This window comes from Pseudomonas sp. DWP3-1-3b3 (genome assembly GCF_049896305.1).
Lineage (GTDB): Bacteria > Pseudomonadota > Gammaproteobacteria > Pseudomonadales > Pseudomonadaceae > Aquipseudomonas > Aquipseudomonas azotoformans_A.
Window position 1 is genome coordinate 180733 of the sequence record NZ_JAFCUA010000002.1, and the last position, 17219, is coordinate 197951.

A 17219-nucleotide genomic window follows, 5' to 3' on the forward strand; every position below is an offset into this window, starting at 1 on the left:
CAATATCAAAACTTTTTGATATTGCCCTTGCGATGCATTCCCCCCGTCACTAGACTGCTGGCCTTATGAATCTACCCATGCCCTCACTGCGCCCCGACGACGGCGATGAACTGGCAGCCTTGTGCAAGGCCGCTGGCGATCCGTTGCGTTTAAACGTGTTGCGCGCGCTGGCCAACGATTCCTTCGGCGTACTGGAACTGGCGCAGATATTTGCCATCGGCCAATCCGGCATGAGCCACCACTTGAAGGTGCTGGCCCAGGCCGACCTGGTGGCGACCCGCCGTGAAGGCAATGCGATTTTCTACCGCCGCGCCCTGCCCCATACCGAACTGCTGGGCGGCAAACTGCACGCAGCCCTGCTTGAAGAAGTGGATAACCTGAGCCTGCCGGGCGACGTACAGTCACGCATCGGCCAGGTGCATGGGCAACGCGCCGCCGCCAGCCAGGATTTTTTCGCACGGGTTGCCGAGAAGTTTCGCGCGCAGCAAGACCTGATTGCCGGCCTTGCCCAATACCGCGACAGCGTATTGGCGCTGCTCGACAAGCTGAGCTTCAGTGAAGAGGCCACAGCACTGGAAGTCGGCCCTGGCGACGGCGGTTTCCTGCCGGAACTGGCGCGGCGCTTTCAGCAAGTCACCGCGCTGGACAACAGCCCGGCGATGCTCGAACTGGCGCGCCAGCTCTGCGAGCGCGAGTCGCTGGGCAATGTCAGCCTGCAGTTGGCGGACGCACTGAACAACACAACGTTAAAGGCCGACTGCGTGGTGCTGAACATGGTCTTGCACCATTTCGCCGCCCCTGCCGACGCCCTCAAGCAAATGGCCGGGCTGCTGCACCCCGGCGGTAGCCTGTTGGTTACGGATTTATGCAGCCACAACCAGAATTGGGCCAGGGAGGCCTGCGGTGATCTCTGGTTGGGTTTTGAACAGGATGATCTGGCCCGTTGGGCCACCGCTGCGGGACTCGTTCCCGGGGAAAGCCTCTATGTAGGTTTACGTAATGGTTTCCAGATCCAGGTCCGCCATTTTCAGCGGCCGGCTGGCGACACTCACCATCGGTAAAATCAGGAAAACATCGAGATGAGCGAATACTCCCTTTTCACCTCCGAGTCCGTGTCTGAAGGGCATCCGGACAAAATCGCCGACCAGATTTCCGACGCGGTGCTGGACGCCATCATTGCTGAAGACAAGTTCGCCCGTGTGGCGTGCGAGACCCTGGTGAAAACCGGTGTAGCGATCATCGCTGGCGAAGTGACCACCACCGCCTGGGTTGACCTGGAGCAGATCGTTCGTGACGTGATCACCGACATCGGCTACACCAGCTCCGACGTCGGCTTCGACGGCGCGACCTGCGGCGTGATGAACATCATCGGCAAGCAATCCCCGGACATCAACCAGGGTGTCGACCGTGCCAAGCCTGAAGATCAGGGCGCCGGCGACCAGGGCCTGATGTTTGGCTATGCCAGCAACGAAACCGACGTGCTGATGCCGGCACCGATCACCTTCTCGCACCAGCTGGTGCAGCGTCAGGCCGAAGCGCGTAAATCCGGCTTGCTGCCGTGGCTGCGCCCAGACGCCAAGTCCCAGGTGACCTGCCGCTACGAAGGCGGCAAAGTTGTCGGTATCGACGCTGTCGTACTGTCGACCCAGCACAACCCGGACGTGTCCTACGCCGACCTGCGCGAAGGCGTGATGGAGCTGATCGTCAAACACGTGCTGCCGGCCGAGCTGCTGAGCAAAGACACTCAGTTCCACATCAACCCGACTGGCCAGTTCATCATCGGCGGCCCAGTGGGCGACTGTGGCCTGACCGGTCGCAAGATCATCGTCGACAGCTACGGCGGCATGGCCCGTCACGGCGGTGGCGCGTTCTCCGGTAAGGATCCATCCAAGGTTGACCGTTCGGCGGCCTACGCCGGTCGTTACGTGGCCAAGAATATCGTCGCTGCCGGCCTGGCCGAGCGTTGCGAGATCCAGGTGTCCTACGCCATTGGTGTGGCCCAGCCTACGTCGATCTCGCTGAATACCTTCGGCACCGGCAAGATCAGCGATGACAAAATCGTGAAGCTGGTGCGTGAGATCTTCGACCTGCGCCCGTACGCAATCACCACCATGCTCGACCTGCTGCACCCGATGTACCAGGAAACCGCAGCCTACGGCCACTTCGGTCGTACCCCTGCGCAGAAGACCGTCGGCGACGATACCTTCACCACTTTTACCTGGGAAAAGACCGACCGCGCCAACGACCTGCGGACCGCCGCCGGCCTGTAATCGCTCTCGGTACACAAAAGCCCTGCCGGGTTCACCCGGTGGGGCTTTTTATTGCCGCCCGAATGGCGCGACGACCTTCACAGTTTTTGGATCCAAAGCTTGCAGGCCCAATGATGGCCCCTTAGAATCCGCGCCCTCTCGGGCCCTTCACCTTATTTGGATATTGCCCTGCGCCAGCCCGGGATTCATCAGCGCGCAGGCAATCGAACATTGAGGTTTTTCATGCGCATTTCCACGCTCGCCCCTGCCGCCCTGCTGCTCAGCCTGTTCGCCCTGCCGGTTAACGCCGCGGACCTGAGCGCACTGAGCGGCGCCCTGAGCGCCCAACTGGGTGGCGGCAACTCCGGCGACTGCCAGAAACAAGCCGCCGATCTGCAAACCAAGATCGATGCTGCCGAAGCCCAGAAAGACACCTTGAAAGTAAAGGCCTTCAAAGCCGCCCAGGACCAGATCAACAAAGGTTGTGACAAACTTTCTGAAGCCCAGGCCAAAGCCGACGCCAAGCAGCAAACACAGGAGGCCAAGGCCGATAAGCCCGACGCCGTGAAAGCCCTGGGCGGCCTGTTCAAGTAAATAGAAACACCCAGTAAAAAGCCCCGCAGCGTCGGGGCTTTTTTGTGGCTGAGAGGATCATTTAGGCTGGGCGCCCTTTCCGAGCACGGATGCTCACGATGCCTTTACTGATAGCGCTTGTACTCAGCCTTTTACCTCTTAGTGGGTGGGCCGAAGAGTGCCCAGACGCCGCCCGGGCACAGGTCAACACCCTGGCCGAGCAGATACGCCTCTGGGACGACAGCTACCATCGCCTCAACCAATCCCCCGTCAGCGATGAACTCTATGACCAGGCACGCCAGCGCCTGGCCCACTGGCGCCAATGCTTCCCCGAACCCATCACGAAACCCGACAAGCCACTGGCGAGTTCACGCGGCACCCTGCCTCATCCCATTGCCCATACGGGCCTTGAGAAACTGCAGGATGAACAGGCCGTCGGCGCCTGGCTGCGAACACGCGAAGATGTCTGGATTCAGCCCAAAGTGGACGGCGTGGCGGTGACCCTGATCTATCAACAAGGTCGCCTGCGACAAGTCATCAGCCGGGGCGACGGCATCATGGGCCACGACTGGTCCGCCTCCGCACGCAAGATCCCTGGCATCGTCCAACAGTTGCCGGAACCCATCGACCTGGTGCTGCAAGGTGAACTCTATTGGCGGCTCGACGACCATGTGCAATCGGCAAACGGCGGGCTTAATGCCCGCAGCAAAGTGGCCGGCCTAATGAACCGCCTGCAACTGAGCGACACCGATGCCAGCGGCATTGGCCTGTTTGTCTGGGCGTGGCCAAAGGGGCCAGCTTCCTTTACCGAGCGCCTGGCCACACTGGCACGCTGGGGTTTCACCGACAGTCGTCGCTTCAGCCACCCCATCCGTGACATCGCCGAAGCCACGCACTGGCGCGCCTATTGGTACAACCACCCACTGCCATTCGCCAGCGATGGGGTGGTGGTGCACCAAGCTCAGCGCGCACCCGCCGAACGCTGGCAAGCCAGCGAGCCCTACTGGGCGGCGGCCTGGAAGTACCCGGCAGGCAAGGCCCTGGCACTGGTGCGCAACGTGCAATTCAAGATCGGCCGCACCGGACGCATAACCCCCATGCTGGAGCTGGAACCGGTGCAACTGGATGACCGACAGATCAGCCGGGTGAGCGCCGGCTCATTGAAACGTTGGCAAGCGCTGGATATCCGCCCTGGCGACCAGATATCCATCAGCCTGGCGGGCCAGGTGATCCCGCGGCTGGACGAAGTCATCTTGCGAAACACCCACAGGGCAGACCTGAAAGTGCCTGACCCACGGGACTTCCATGCCTTGAGCTGCTGGCAACTGGACCCCGGCTGCGAAGAGCAGTTACTCGCACGCCTCACCTGGCTGAGCAGCAATCAAGGCCTTGCGCTACCCCATATAGGTCGCGAAACCTGGAACGTATTGATCCAGGCCGGTCTAATCGCAGGCTTTCTCGATTGGTTAACCCTGGATGCGGCAGAGCTTGCTAACATTGAGGGCTTCGGTGATCGCAGCCGCGCACGCGTGGTCGAAAGTCTCCACAGCGCGCGGCAACGACCCTTTGCTCAATGGCTCAAAGCCTTGGGCGTACCGCCTGCGGCACGCAACAACCTGGAAGGCGACTGGCAGACGCTGGTCGCCAGAGACACCCAGGCCTGGCTGGCCATCGATGGCATCGGCCCGGGCCGCGCGGCGCAACTGAGCGCTTTTTTCCGCGACCCGCAAGTACAGGCCTTGGCAGACACATTACGCGTGGCCGGCATCGACGGGTTCTGAACCCAAGCCGACCACCAGATTGCGACCTTGGAGCCCCACATGAAATTTCTAGCCCCCGTTGCCCTGACCGTTGCAAGCTTCATGGCCACACCGTTGCTGGCCGCCGAACAAGCACCACAGCTCACCGGCTGCGCCGCCAAGCGCCAAGCCATCAGCACCCAGATCGAACAGGCCAAGGCCGCCGGCAACAGTGCGCAACAAGCGGGTCTGGAAAAAGCCCTGAGCGAAGTCACCGCCAACTGCACCGACGCATCCTTGAAGAAGGAGCGCGAAAACAAGGTGCTTGATGCCAAGCATGAAGTCAGCCGCCGTCAGGCCGACCTCGACAAGGCCATGAAAAAAGGCGATGCGGACAAGATCAACAAACGCAAAGACAAACTCGCCGAGTCCCGCAAAGAACTGCAGGACGCCGTGGAAGAACTCGACCAGTAAAACCGGTCAGTGGTCCCGGAACTGTTTATGGCAGGCGCTGCAGGCATCTTCGACTTTCTGCACCGCCGGCCCTAGGTTGCTGGCCTTGTAAGGCTGCACTTGGCTGATGGTCACCAATTCACCGGTGGCCGCTTCAAGGTCACGGGCCAGTTGCTGGAATTGCGCCTGTTTCTGCCAGACATCGTCCTTGGCGCTGGTGTGATCTTCCTCGCGCACGCTCGGGAAATGCTTCCACGGCTCATGGGACAACGCATCCAGCTTGACAGCGCCTTCGGCAAATTTAGCGCCGTCGAAGGGGATGCGCCCGCGCAGCATGCCGCCCAGGTCTTCGCCGGTCTTGAGCATCTGCTTGAAGATCGCCTTGCGCTGGCCCAGCGGAGAATTGGGATCCACGCCGCCACAGGCGGACAGTGTCAGGCAGGCCAGCAATACAACGGTCAGTCTTTTAAAAGTCATGGTGGCTTCGAGGTCACGGGAAACGGCGGCCAGTATCCTCGCCCCGCCCGTAAAGACCAATAGCCCTATTAATAATAAGGGTTGCCCAATTGCACTACCGCGTGGGCAATCGCTTCAGGAATGGTTTGTATGCATGTCACGTTGAAACCCTGGAGCCGCCGCCTGGCGTGGGCTCTGCCGATGATCGCGCTGCTGGCTGGCTGCGATGCGGGCAAAGAAACAGCCAAAGATGAAACTTCGAAGCCCCATGCCGTCGCCACCTATGTCAGCGCACCGTGGGAAGCCCTGCCGGTGGTGTCCGACAGCGACCTCCTGGCCGGCTTTGAATCCTGGCGCAGTGCTTGCCAGCGCCTCAAGGCCGACCCGATCTGGGGAGCGACGTGCGCTGCCGCTGCGACCGTGCCCGCCAATGCTACAGCGGTGCGGGGCTTCCTCAAGGAGCGCCTGGATGTGTTCGGCTTGCGCTCTGCCGACAACACGCCCAACGGCTTGATCACCGGCTATTACGAACCGGTCTACCCCGGCAGCCTGACCAAAACCGCCAAAGCCAACGTGCCGGTATACGGCGTGCCGGACGACCTGATCATCGTCAACCTGGAAAGCATCTACCCCGAACTCAAGGGCAAGCGCCTGCGCGGTCGCCTGGAAGGTCGTGTGCTCAAGCCTTACGACGATGCCAGCGCCATCAACGGCCAGGGCTCCACGGCCAAACCGATTGCCTGGCTGACCGACCCGATGGACCTGCAGTTCCTGCAAATTCAGGGCTCGGGCCGCATCCAACTGGCCGGTGGGCGCCAACTGCGCGTCGGTTATGGCGACCAGAACGGCTACCCCTATCGTCCTATCGGCCGCTGGCTGGTGGAGCAAGGCGAATTGAAGAAAGAAGACGTGACCATGGGCGCCATCAGCGCCTGGGCCAAGGCGCACCCGCAGCGCATACCGGAACTGCTGGCAAGCAACCCCAGCTATGTGTTCTTCAGCGCGCGTCCCGACAGCAATGAAGGCCCGCGCGGCTCCTTGAATGTGCCATTGACCGCTGGCTACAGCGTGGCGGTGGATCGCAAGGTGATTCCGTTGGGCAGTTTGTTATGGCTGTCGACCACCAAGCCGGATGGCTCGCCAATCGCACGGCCCGTCGCCGCACAGGACACCGGCGGCGCAATCACGGGTGAAGTGCGCGCGGATTTGTTCTGGGGCACCGGCGATGCCGCGGGTGAACTGGCGGGGAATATGAAGCAGCAGGGGCAGATCTGGATGTTGTGGCCAAAGGGTGCGGCGTTGCCACAGGTGCCGGATGCGCCCGTAGGGAGCTGAAGAACAACACCGAGCGAGTGTGGGAGCCGGGCTTGCCCGCGATGGCGATGTGTCAGTGAACATCTTTGCTGGCTGACACTCCGCCATCGCAGGCAAGCCAGCTCCCACACTGGCTTGTATCAACCCTCAGATCGAGACAAAGAAGAAACTCGCAATCAACGCCATCCCCACGAACCACACCAGCGAACGCAGGATCGCCCAGTCTGCCAGGTAGCAGATGATGTACAGCAGGCGGCTGGTGATAAACAGCACCGCCAGTACATTGATGGTCACCAATTCGGCCGTACCCGCCAGGTGCGCGATGATCACTGCCGCCGCGAAGGCCGGCGTGACTTCAAAACTGTTGAGCTGGGCACTGTGGGCACGCTTGGCAAAGCCTTCAAGGGTGTCCAGGAAAGCGCGAGGGTCGTGGTTCTGCCGTGGGCCGAACTTGCCACCGCTGAACTTGGCCACACCTGTGCACAGGTAAGGTAGAAAAATTGCGATCAACACACACCAGAAAGCGACCGTCATCACACATTCCTTTTGTAGTTTTAAACAGCGATTAGAGTTTTAGCACTAAAAATACCAAACCGCACTCACCCGCTATGAGCCCTGGCCGGCCCAAAGGTTCTATGGTGTTTTATCCAATGCCTTGCAACATCGCGCCGCTGGCGCGGTCCATCCACCCAACCCTGCACTGCCACCCAACCTCCAAGGACCCCGGATGCTTGAACTTGTCGCCGCCTTTATTTGCCTGACCACCCTACTCACCTATGTGAATTTCCGTTTTATCGGCCTGCCGCCCACCATCGGTGTGATGGTCACGGCCCTGGTGTTTTCGCTGATCCTGCAAGGCTTGAGCGTTCTCGGCTACCCAGGCCTGGAAGAGCGCATCCAGCAGTTGATCGGCCAGATCGACTTCGGCGATTTGCTGATGAACTGGATGCTGTCGTTCCTGCTGTTCGCCGGCGCCCTGCACGTGAACCTGAACGACCTGCGCAGCTACCGCTGGCCCATCGGCCTGCTGGCGACCTTCGGCGTATTGATCGCGACCGTGGTGATCGGCAGCTTGGCGTATTACATCTTCGCCCTGTTTGGTTGGCACGTGAGCTTCCTTTACTGCCTGCTGTTCGGTGCGCTGATTTCACCCACCGACCCGATTGCGGTGCTGGGTGTATTGCGTACGGCCAATGCCTCGAAACCGCTGAAAACCACTATCGTGGGCGAGTCATTGTTCAACGACGGTACCGCTGTCGTGGTCTTCACCGTGCTGCTGGGCATCGCACAGCTGGGCGAAACCCCGACCGTCGGCGCCACCGCCCTGCTGTTCGCCCATGAAGCCATCGGCGGCGTGGTATTCGGCGGTCTGATTGGCTACTTGGTCTACCTGATGATCAAGAGCATCGAACAACACCAGATCGAAGTGATGCTGACCCTCGCCCTGGTGATCGGCGGCTCGGCGATGGCCACCGAACTGCATGTCTCAGCACCGATTGCGATGGTGGTCGCCGGCCTGATTATCGGCAACCTGGGCCGCAAGCTGGCGATGAACGACATGACCCGCCGCTACCTGGACGGTTTCTGGGAGTTGCTCGACGACATGCTCAATGCCCTGCTGTTCGCCCTGATCGGCATGGAACTGCTGCTCTTGCCGTTCAACTGGTTGCACATATTCGCTGCCAGCCTGCTGGCCGTGGCAATCCTGCTGTCGCGCCTGCTGACGGTGGCTCCGGCGATCCTGTTGCTACGACGCTGGCGCACGGTGCCACGCGGCACCATCCGCATCCTCACCTGGGGCGGTTTGCGTGGTGGTGTATCGGTAGCGTTGGCACTGGCACTGCCGCTGGGGCCGGAGCGAGACCTGCTGCTGAGCATCACCTACATCGTGGTGCTGTCGTCGATCCTGCTGCAGGGGTTGAGTATCGGCAAGCTGGTCAAACGCGTGACCCGCGACGACCCCGCGCCAGACACCTCAACTCATTGAGCCGAGCCCTCTTCGTTACTGAAGAACAGTGTTTGCGCCGCCTCAGGCTCAATGGTAGTGCGGAAGATCGACAATATCCGCTCGTTATCACCGCGGGCCGCCCGCAGTCGCTCTTCAAAGCCGGCGACGGGCGTGCCCCCGGGTTTCAGGTGCGCGAACTTGAAGCCCAGCGCCCCGCCGCTGTGATCAGCCGGGTAATGGAAGTGCGCAAACCAGAGCACCTCCGGCACCTGGCCGCTGGCCTTGACCTTCTGGATATAGAAACTGCGAAACAGCGGCGGCGAACCGGCGCCGGGTGCGCGCCCGGTGTCAGGCACTTCCTTGATTTCAACGACGCCCTCGGCCAGCAGGTCGGCGATGCCGGTGGTGGTCGGCTCACGCGCCAGCACCATACGTTGATAGGCCTCACGGCCCGCCTTGATCAGTTCATTGGCCTTGTCGGTCAGGGTGTTCTCCAGCTTCTGTTTCAACGGATCGACGTGCACCGCATCCTTGCGACTTTCGAGCGAACGCCGTACGTCCTCGAACATCTGCTCGGCCAGCAATTCCAGATCGCCCCGCAGCGCGCTTGGCGCAACTTGCAGGTTCTGCTCCAGGCTCGGCAACCGCGTCAGAGCGTCGTTGCCATGCTGAATCAATCGCCAACTATTGATGTAGCCCTGGGGTTGCCAGAGCACGACCTGAACAGAGGGGGCTGCCTGGTACGCCCAATCAACCTCTGCACCTGCCTGGGTCTTGACGAACCGGGCGTACACCGAAAGGGTGGAGGGGTCGACAAACTCCACCGACTCCTCCACAGGAGAGCCGGAAGCGCTCTCGCCCGAAGAGCCCGGCTGCGTGGCGATCAGCCCACCGAAATAGCGGCTGTGCACAATCTCTTTCCAGCCCGCGCCGTTAACGACCGGCAGCGCCCCCTGTTCGGCATAGTGCTGCAAGGTGTCATGCACAATCTCCTCACGAATCGCTTGGATGTAGTCGCGGTACTCACTCAGTGCGGAGCCGTCGATGAACGGGCTGGGGATGGCAGCGGCCTGGGCCAGGCGCACATCCAGCCAGGCCAGTTCGTCGACCGTTTCGTTGAGCAGTTGGCGGCGCTGGCCGGCGCTGTAGTCCGGGTCGGTGCAGAGCTGGCGATAGCTGGACAGCCTCAAGCGGCAGCGCAGGTTGACGTCTTGCAGCAGGCTCAGCACCTGTGCGCCCGGCGTTTCGACCCTTGCCCTCAAGCAGCGCAGCACCCTCGGCCGTAGCCCGGTTTCCAGCCAGGTCAGGATCGGCACCTTGCCGCGCCACTCCGGTGCGTCCAACGCAGTCACCTGGGCATCCTTCGGGAGTAGCGTTTCCAGCATCGCCTCCCAGGCAAGGCGCTGCTCACGGCATAGCTGCACCGCCTCGCCATGCATGCTGGCGATCAAGCGAAGGGTAACTTTGGTAATGCTGGAGAGTGCAAACTTCGAGACCTCATGCAACGAGAGCTCGGAAATACTCGCCGGATCAATGATCTGTTTGTAACGCGTGGTGCGCAGAACCTCCAGCAAGCGGACCTGGAAGCGCAGGCAATGCACTTGGGTCTCCAGGAAGCGCTGCCGCAGCGCCGCATAGTCCTGCACCACCTCCACTCGACGACGTTGCTCCAGCAGATCCAGCAATAACTTGGCGCGCTGACGCAACACAACGACGTGGTCGATTTCGACATCAATCTGCATAATCCTATTGGCCAGCACGGTCTCGGCCTGCAATCGCCCGATGATTGCCGGGTCAGGCATCTGCGCCTCGGTGTAGTGCGCATACTCTGTGTCAAATCGGCTTTTGAGTTCGTGTGCCGGGCTCATGACCTCAGCCTCCCGGCCCGGCGCGCCGCCGGCGAGGCGCAGCCGCAGGTCAAGCACCCAGCGCCCCTTGCCGTCAGCCTTCAGCCATGGCCCGCGGCGCCCATTGGCGGCAACGACCCGCACATCGTCCTGCTCGACATTCACGTTGAAACAGTGCCCGTCCACCTCGGCGTACCACTGGTCACCGCTTTGCAACAGGCCGGTCCTAAAACCACGGGTCTCCCGGATAGCCGCCGTGGGCGTGGCAACGTTGAAGGTTTTCAGGTCGGCAAGCTGAGAGGGCGTCAACCGCCCCAACGGCGTCACCCAACCGTAATCGACAGCGGTACGCATGGGGCCAACGTCCTGCTCGGCGCCCGTGGCGGGCAGCTCCCGTACGGGGTTATCCAGTGCCGGCAGCGGGGTGTCGATTATTTCGAGGCTTTGCAGCGTGTCGATATCGTCCGCACGCTCGGCGCTGTTGACGCGCTCACGGAGCGCATCACCGGAATAATGCATCAGCACCAGCGCCATATTGAGGAAAAAGCCGACCAAGGCCCCGCCTTCATCCTCATTGTCACCCTGGGCGACGGCGCTGATTTGCTCGTGCACAGACCACGCCACCTGTAACCAGCCCACCACCGCCAACGGCCCTGTGACCAATTGCATCACGCTGTTCAACCCCAGTGACAACCCCTCCATGCGTCGCGCCCAGAGGTTTTCGCGGTTGGACACCGATTGTCGGTCTGCCTGTTCGAGAATCGCCTGCACCTGGCTTCGGTAGAGATGCTGCCCGTAGTCGCCCCGCACTTCGTCAGTGGCCAGCGTTGCCGGCGTGCTGCTCAGGGCGTCGATCAACAGCGCCAGGCCATCCACCGTATTGAAGTGGGGGACGACGAAGCCATTGTCCCGATAGACAGCACGCGCGTCGTCGCTCATCCAGGCCAGCACTTGTTGCTGCAGGTCACCCGGCTGCTTAATCGCCTTGAGCAGGTCCTGCCGGTCGGCAAACTCCATGAGTTTGGGCCGCGCCATTGGCCGGAACAGCACAACGGGCCCGGCGTCGAGGGTTCGCGGCCCGATGAAAAACATGTTGGTGACCACATCGGCCTTGGCTTGAGTGGAGAGCTTAAAGGCCAGCGGCCTGAGCACGATGACCTGATTGCCCAGGTAACGCTCTGCGGCCTGTGCCTGCATCACGGCGGCCACGGTGTCGTAACCCTTGCGGCTGAACCCCCAGCGGCCACGGGCGTAGTTCTCCAGCGCGAGCATCGGCAGCTCCTGACGCAGCTGCGCAATGAAGCTGCGGCTGCGCCACAGCACTTCGGTGGGTGAATCCTTGAGCGCCGCCGTGACCCGCTCGGGGTAACGCGCGCCGATGTCGACCTCGCTCACCAAGCGCTTGATGGTGCTGGGGGTCAGCCATCGGGGCGGTGGGGTGCCGTTGCGTAACGCGACCTCAATCGCATCCCCCGGCAGGCTCGCCAGGTTCTCCAGCGACACATTGAGCAACGTGGTGATCAGCTTTACCGGAAACCCGCCGGCGGCAGACACGCCCCTGACCGTATGCACCGTGATGATCACATCGCTCGGCTCAAGGGTCGAAGGTTTGGGGTAAGCCGCCATCAGCCGTTGCCGGGCGAAATCGAGCAGCGAGGGCACGCCATCGTCGAAAAACCGCCAGTTGGGTTGATTGAACAGCACACCCAGCGCGCGCAGGTGCTGGGAAAACAAACCCCGTACCTCACGGCGAGCCTGTTTGATCCAGGTTGGCAGGGCCACATAGAGTTTGCGCAGCCCCGGGTCTGCGTCGAGGCGCAGGCTGTCGAAATCCCCCGTGGCCACCCATTGCACAGTGTCGAACAAGACGGCGTTCCAGTACGGGGAGTCACGCCCCAACTCGACACCCCACTGCAAGTCACTCAACTGCTTGGCCAAAAAGCTCAGGGCAAACCCGTCGAAGATATTCGAACGCGGCTCATACAGCCGCCATTGCATTGCACGCCCCGGCGCCAGCCCACCGAGGCGCCTGCGCAACGCGGCACCCAGCTCAGCGCGGGAAGCAAACACTTCGATACCGGCACTCAGCGTGAACAGCAGCAGTGTCTCGCCGCTGCTGGCAGGGCCGATAAGCACCATGCCGCGCAGCAATTCCAGCGACCGGCCACCGAACTCGCCCCACTGATCCACCAGATAAGCGCGGGTGGTGCCGCCACGCAGGTTGTTGTCGGGCACTTGCAGCACGTCGTTGATCATGCGCCGCTGCACAGGGTCACTGACCAGCGTCGGCACGCTGAGGTCTCTCAAGGTTTCCTGCAAGCGCAGGGACAACCCTTCAAAGCGGCTGCGGGCCTCGATGGACAATTCGGTCCAATCATCGATCAACGCCTGCTGGCAACGTTCAAGCAGCAAGGGACCGCGCAGGTTCACGGCGTCCTGGGCGTCCAGGTTTTTCAAGGGTGAGGCGATGATCGGGGTGCTGTCCGGCTGTTCGGTGAGCAGTTGGCCTTGGGTGTAGTCGACCCAAAGGCCGTCGACGAAGCGGTTGATCAACGCGTCTACCAGCGTGGAGCGCTCGTGACCTGCGCCGCTGATCGTCTGGTTCTGGTAACGATAGCGCGGCGCCAGCAGCACCGGGACCGTGTCGGTGACGGCCAGCGTGGGGTACGTCGCCAGCAGTGTGTGCCGCAGGTCGCGTGCGGCGATCACGGTCAGGGAGGTGCGCGCCGCGAACAGTTCCTGGATGTCCCGGGCAGCGCGCCACAGCGGCGTCAGGGGATAAAGCGAATAAGGCGTCTTGGCCATGAATACGTCCTTGATCAGACGCGGGCCCCGTATGCCAGGTGGATGAAGCTCGGCCAGTCAGCCCGCCCAGGCAGAGTGCCGATCCACTGCACTGCCGGGTGACAAGGGAGTAGCACCCACGGTTTATTGCTTGTCGATCCGCTGCGGATGCCTGGGGTCCGCAGCCTTCTTGCCTGGCAGGCTGCTTTCGCTGCGAATCTGCGCATGGCTGATCAGCGCAAAAATAAAGCTGCCGCCAATGATATTGCCCGCCAGCGTCGGCCCGGCGAACACCAGCCAGAAGTCCTTCCACGCCAGTTCGCCGGCAAACACCAGGTATGACACCTCCGCCGAGCCCACCACGATATGGGTAAAGTCCCCCAGCGCCATCAGGTAAGTGATCAGGATGATGATGAACATCTTGGCGCTTTCCATCGACGGGATCATCCACACCATGGTGGCGATCATCCAGCCGGAGATGATGCCTTTGGCGAACATCTGGCTGGCGTCGTTCTCCATGATCTTGCGCCCGATTTCGAGGAAGGCCTGGTCAGTCCGGGTATCGAAGATCGGCAAGTGCAACATCACATAAGCCACCAGCAGGGTGCCGCACAGGTTGCCGACCAACACCACCGTCCATAATCGCAACAGTCGCCCGGCGTTGCCCAGGGTGGGCTTGCTCATCACCGGCAGAACGGCCGTCAGAGTGTTTTCGGTGAACAACTGCTGACGCGCGAGGATCACCGCCAGGAAGCCTGCGCAGTAACCGAAGCTGGCGATCACCTTGAAGGCTTCGCCATCCGGCAGGCGCGAGTTGAGCAACCCCATCGCCATCAGCGACAGTCCCATGGTCAACCCGGCAGCCAACGCCGACCACCACAAGGCAGCAACGCTGCGCTCCAACTCCTGGTCGCCCTGGGTACGGATGATTTCATGCAGTACCGCCGCGCGGGGCGGCTGGTTTTTGTCGACGTCCTGCTGCTCTTCCTGCGACAGGTTGGGGGTTTTGCCTGATTCGTCGGTGGCCATGATTATCCGGAGTCCAAGGGGTGCCTGTAGCTACGACACGCCGCCGCGATGGCTGTTCAGTGGCCAGGCAACTAAACCTTTGGCTTCCAGGCCTTGGCCATCTCCACGGTGGTAGAACTGGAGGCCTTGTCCCAGGGCTTGTTGCGCGCCTTGTAACTGTTCACGAGGGTGTCGAGTACCCGGTTGAATTCGGTGGGTGTGGTGGCCCATGCCAGGTCTTGGGCCGCACGGTGCAACAGTTCAACGTTGGACTCAGGCTGGCCGGGTCGGAACAGCGACGGGTAGATCACCTCACGTGTGAAGTTTTCAGCTTTCGTCGCAATATCACGCACGCTCATCTCAGCGACAGCACGGCCAATGACCTTGGACATCGGCAATGCACCGCCTGCGACCTGCTTGGCTGCCGCTTGCAACAACTGCTGAAAATTGGGCTGACTGGCGACATTCAGGCGCCGCCCCAACCAATCGATGTGCTCCGGACGCTCAGCCAGGGCATCGAGGTTGCGCAGGGCCGATAAGACTCTCGGCGTGAACACCTGCGCGCCCTGTGCCTGGTTAGCCTCGGCAATCGCGACATCCAGGACTTGCAACGCCTGTTTCGCGCTTTCCCGAAACATCAGCACATCCGAGGCGGCGGGGTCTTTTTGCAGCGTCGGTTGCACGCTGGCGAGCATTGAATCATCCATGGCCAACACGGCGTCATCCAGCGACTGGAACGCGTGGTGCTCAAGTGCAGTGGTACGACGCTCCAAATGCGCGTCTACCGCCTCGCGAGCCTTCGCTTGCAGGTGCTGCTTCTGCTCATCCTGTATCGTGAAGTTGACCGTGCCCGTGAGCAGGCCGCGAAAATCGCCTTTTTCAGTCTTGAGGGGCAATGTCACAATCTGCTCGGCGAACGCTTCGAGCTTTTTGTCCTGGAAGGCCCCAGCAGCCGAATGCGGAACGCCTGTAATGCGATCTGCCAAGTGGCTCAGAAAATTGCCACTGCGCGCTCGCTCACCAGAGGCATCTGACTCGAACTTGACGATCAACGCCTCGGACTTGGCCAGGGGGCTCTCGGGAAACGCCCGATCCACCACACCTGGCGCCGGGGTATTGAGCAGCAGGCCACCATCCTTGAACGCGGTGGTTTCAGCTGACGCCTGAAAGCCATGACCTTGTTCCACGGGGCTCTTGAACACCAGTGGCAACGCGCCGGAAATATGCGCCGCCCTGGCAATATCCATCTGCGGCGTCAGGCTCGCATTAAACACCACCAGCTGTGGACGGTCGGCAAACATGCCGGTGCCGGTGATCTTGAGTTGCTTGATCGCGGGTATATCCCGACTCAGCACCTCAAGATCGCCAAACGTAGGGGCGCCGCCGGCACTCAACCTGTCAGCAATGCGCATGATTTGCGCCGAGCGGGTTTCCCGAGGGGTTTGCGCGATATGGCCCAGAATCGACTGGCGCGACTCGTTACGAATCAGCTCTTCAAGGGGAAGTGCCTCGGTCTGCAGGCGCGGCAGCAAGGTCATCAACAATTGAGAGGTACTGCCGACGGCGCCGGGCAAGCGCCCAACCAGTTTGCCCAGTGTCGTACTAGCATCCTGTATCCAGGCCGTCACGGCGTCTTTGCTATTGAGCAGGCTTGGCAAATCGATACCATCGGACAACTTGTCGAACGCTTCAGCCCCCATGCCACTGGCAATCAGCGCTGCTGAAATAGCACCGGCAGATGAGCCGGAAATCGATTGGATACCTTGCAGCTTCTGGGCGTCCTCAAGTGCCCGCACCACCCCCGAGAAAGCAATGCCCTTGGCGCCACCCCCACTGAGTACCAGGCTGGTGACAGGGGGAGCCGATAAAAACACGTCCACCCGCCCCTGCTGATCACGCATGAGTGTCACATTGCGCGCGCCCACCCCCTCCACCAGCGGCGTCTCCACTGCTTCGTGGATCGAGGAATACGCCTCTTCAGTCACTGAGGGTTGAATCTTGGTGATCGAGTTAAACACTTTCATCCATGGGCTCTCTCTACAGGGTGTGGTCCTGAGTGATGAGAGCGCCTGGGAAAGATCCGTGCGGAATGATTTGGTAAAGCAAATCACAGCGCAGCAAGGTTACTCGGGAAGGCTATCGTCCTTGAACTGGTCCTTCACGTACCGGATCTCGGTGCGGCCGTGGGGCGCGGGCAGACCATCTTCGCCGAGGTTGACGAAGACCATTTTCTCTACCGTGAGGATACTTTTGCGGGTGATCTTGTTGCGCACTTCACAGGTCAAGGTGATGGAGGTGCGACCAAATTCGGTAGCGGTAATGCCCAGTTCGATGATGTCGCCCTGGCGCGAAGCGCTGACAAAGTTGATTTCGGAGATGTACTTGGTTACCACGCGCTGGTTGCCCAGTTGGACGATGGCGTAGATCGCCGCTTCTTCGTCGATCCAGCGCAGCAGGCTGCCGCCGAACAGGGTGCCGTTGGGGTTGAGGTCTTCAGGTTTTACCCATTTGCGGGTGTGGAAGTTCATGGTCACTCCAAAGCGTCTTGCCGAATGATGGGCAACATCATGGCAGAGCCTGGGCTCAAGCTCTATGTGCCATTGCCTATCAACCCCATCAGCGATCTTCATATGGCCGACGGAAAGGCTTGGGAAGTCTGGCGCACACGGCTATAATCGGCGCCGTTTCAAAACGGTCATCTCTAGTTGATACCGTTCTCCCGCCACCTGTCCGAGGGGCGCTGCAGCAGGTTCAACCTGTCAGGCTCGGATGGGGCGTTGTCCGGCCTGGTTAGCCAGCTGGATACTAAACGCACAACGGCGCCCATTCGCACACTACGAATGGAGGC

General features: G+C 61.2%; 13 protein-coding genes and 1 riboswitch. Of the genes, 7 read left to right on the plus strand and 6 right to left on the minus strand.

From position 1 onward, the window contains the following. Positions 1–65 precede the first annotated feature (65 nt). The 5 genes from ACP7BX_RS07170 to ACP7BX_RS07190 all read left to right on the plus strand — a co-directional run bounded on the left by ACP7BX_RS07170 (position 66) and on the right by ACP7BX_RS07190 (position 5035). On the plus strand, positions 66–1061 hold the full coding sequence (locus ACP7BX_RS07170; protein WP_426127339.1) for an ArsR/SmtB family transcription factor: 996 nt from the start codon (positions 66–68) through the stop codon (positions 1059–1061). Between the two features lie 18 nt (positions 1062–1079). After that, the gene (gene metK / locus ACP7BX_RS07175; RefSeq protein WP_028618258.1) at positions 1080–2270 is read left to right on the plus strand and encodes a methionine adenosyltransferase; all 1191 of its coding nucleotides are present in this window, start codon (positions 1080–1082) and stop codon (positions 2268–2270) included. A gap of 222 nt (positions 2271–2492) precedes the next feature. Next, positions 2493–2843, plus strand: coding sequence for a DUF1090 family protein (locus ACP7BX_RS07180; RefSeq protein ID WP_033897113.1), 351 nt, complete (start codon positions 2493–2495; stop codon positions 2841–2843). A 98-nt stretch (positions 2844–2941) separates the two neighbouring features. Then, entirely contained in the window at positions 2942–4603 is a 1662-nt protein-coding gene (ligB, locus tag ACP7BX_RS07185) for an NAD-dependent DNA ligase LigB (RefSeq protein WP_426127337.1), read from the plus strand. Positions 4604–4642: 39 nt separating this feature from the next. After that, complete coding sequence (locus ACP7BX_RS07190; RefSeq protein ID WP_033897111.1) at positions 4643–5035, plus strand: DUF1090 domain-containing protein; 393 nt, start codon at positions 4643–4645, stop codon at positions 5033–5035. Between the two features lie 6 nt (positions 5036–5041). Here ACP7BX_RS07190 and ACP7BX_RS07195 read toward each other — a convergent pair whose 3' ends face one another. Continuing rightward, a complete protein-coding gene (locus tag ACP7BX_RS07195) occupies positions 5042–5491 on the minus strand; it encodes a c-type cytochrome (protein WP_016977746.1) in 450 nt (149 codons plus the stop codon). 129 nt (positions 5492–5620) lie between these two features. Here ACP7BX_RS07195 and mltA point away from each other — a divergent pair, with 129 nt between their 5' ends. Further along, a complete protein-coding gene (gene mltA / locus ACP7BX_RS07200; protein WP_314534735.1) occupies positions 5621–6805 on the plus strand; it encodes a murein transglycosylase A in 1185 nt (394 codons plus the stop codon). Between the two features lie 126 nt (positions 6806–6931). Here mltA and ACP7BX_RS07205 read toward each other — a convergent pair whose 3' ends face one another. Then, positions 6932–7318: an MAPEG family protein gene (locus tag ACP7BX_RS07205; protein ID WP_016977744.1), complete on the minus strand. Its 387-nt coding sequence runs from the start codon at positions 7316–7318 to the stop codon at positions 6932–6934. A gap of 193 nt (positions 7319–7511) precedes the next feature. Here ACP7BX_RS07205 and ACP7BX_RS07210 point away from each other — a divergent pair, with 193 nt between their 5' ends. After that, positions 7512–8771, plus strand: a complete 1260-nt coding sequence (locus tag ACP7BX_RS07210) for a cation:proton antiporter (protein WP_426127334.1) — start codon at positions 7512–7514, stop codon at positions 8769–8771. Here the strand turns inward: ACP7BX_RS07210 and ACP7BX_RS07215 are convergent. The 4 genes from ACP7BX_RS07215 to ACP7BX_RS07230 all read right to left on the minus strand — a co-directional run bounded on the left by ACP7BX_RS07215 (position 8765) and on the right by ACP7BX_RS07230 (position 16899). After that, on the minus strand, positions 8765–13384 hold the full coding sequence (locus ACP7BX_RS07215; protein ID WP_426127332.1) for a dermonecrotic toxin domain-containing protein: 4620 nt from the start codon (positions 13382–13384) through the stop codon (positions 8765–8767). The two genes, ACP7BX_RS07210 and ACP7BX_RS07215, sit on opposite strands and share 7 nt — an antisense overlap. A 123-nt stretch (positions 13385–13507) precedes the next feature. Further along, a complete protein-coding gene (locus tag ACP7BX_RS07220) occupies positions 13508–14392 on the minus strand; it encodes a formate/nitrite transporter family protein (protein WP_426127330.1) in 885 nt (294 codons plus the stop codon). 71 nt (positions 14393–14463) lie between these two features. Next, complete coding sequence (locus ACP7BX_RS07225) at positions 14464–16395, minus strand: patatin-like phospholipase family protein (RefSeq protein ID WP_426127328.1); 1932 nt, start codon at positions 16393–16395, stop codon at positions 14464–14466. Positions 16396–16494: 99 nt separating this feature from the next. Beyond that, entirely contained in the window at positions 16495–16899 is a 405-nt protein-coding gene (locus tag ACP7BX_RS07230) for an acyl-CoA thioesterase (protein WP_010207175.1), read from the minus strand. A gap of 198 nt (positions 16900–17097) precedes the next feature. Further along, positions 17098–17203: riboswitch (S-adenosyl-L-homocysteine riboswitch) on the plus strand. Positions 17204–17219 lie beyond the last annotated feature (16 nt).

Coding starts and splice junctions, on each gene's coding strand:
- ACP7BX_RS07180 (WP_033897113.1), top strand. CDS start 2,493: ATGCGCATTTCCACGCTCGCCCCTGCCGCCCTGCTGCTCAGCCTGTTC.
- ACP7BX_RS07230 (WP_010207175.1), bottom strand. CDS start 16,899: ATGAACTTCCACACCCGCAAATGGGTAAAACCTGAAGACCTCAACCCC.
- ACP7BX_RS07220 (WP_426127330.1), bottom strand. CDS start 14,392: ATGGCCACCGACGAATCAGGCAAAACCCCCAACCTGTCGCAGGAAGAG.
- ACP7BX_RS07195 (WP_016977746.1), bottom strand. CDS start 5,491: ATGACTTTTAAAAGACTGACCGTTGTATTGCTGGCCTGCCTGACACTG.
- ACP7BX_RS07170 (WP_426127339.1), top strand. CDS start 66: ATGAATCTACCCATGCCCTCACTGCGCCCCGACGACGGCGATGAACTG.
- ACP7BX_RS07210 (WP_426127334.1), top strand. CDS start 7,512: ATGCTTGAACTTGTCGCCGCCTTTATTTGCCTGACCACCCTACTCACC.
- ACP7BX_RS07205 (WP_016977744.1), bottom strand. CDS start 7,318: ATGACGGTCGCTTTCTGGTGTGTGTTGATCGCAATTTTTCTACCTTAC.
- ACP7BX_RS07190 (WP_033897111.1), top strand. CDS start 4,643: ATGAAATTTCTAGCCCCCGTTGCCCTGACCGTTGCAAGCTTCATGGCC.
- ACP7BX_RS07225 (WP_426127328.1), bottom strand. CDS start 16,395: ATGAAAGTGTTTAACTCGATCACCAAGATTCAACCCTCAGTGACTGAA.
- ACP7BX_RS07215 (WP_426127332.1), bottom strand. CDS start 13,384: ATGGCCAAGACGCCTTATTCGCTTTATCCCCTGACGCCGCTGTGGCGC.
- ligB (WP_426127337.1), top strand. CDS start 2,942: ATGCCTTTACTGATAGCGCTTGTACTCAGCCTTTTACCTCTTAGTGGG.
- mltA (WP_314534735.1), top strand. CDS start 5,621: ATGCATGTCACGTTGAAACCCTGGAGCCGCCGCCTGGCGTGGGCTCTG.
- metK (WP_028618258.1), top strand. CDS start 1,080: ATGAGCGAATACTCCCTTTTCACCTCCGAGTCCGTGTCTGAAGGGCAT.